A 211-nucleotide genomic window follows, 5' to 3' on the forward strand; every position below is an offset into this window, starting at 1 on the left:
TTCACAGCCGGGAGTCCCTGCTGCTGCAGACGCCGGAGGGGATGAAGAAAAAATTCAATATAGATGTACGTATCTGCCAGGAGGCTGCAGCCGTCCGTCCGGAGGAAAATATAGTTACGGTACGTAATCTGAAGACAGGAGAAACCTATGAGGAGAACTATGACAATCTTATCATCGCCACAGGTTCCTCACCTCTTAAGCCGGGAATTCC

The 211-nt window shown here is 49.8% G+C and carries 1 protein-coding gene; it reads left to right on the forward strand.

Annotated features, from left to right (window positions below; all coding sequences use genetic code 11):
• Positions 1 to 211: FAD-dependent oxidoreductase (locus HJV72_RS19455; protein ID WP_208073527.1), on the forward strand; the 211-nt coding region annotated here is incomplete at both ends.

Origin of the sequence: Extibacter sp. GGCC_0201, assembly GCF_017566055.1 — a bacterium.
GTDB lineage: Bacteria > Bacillota > Clostridia > Lachnospirales > Lachnospiraceae > Extibacter.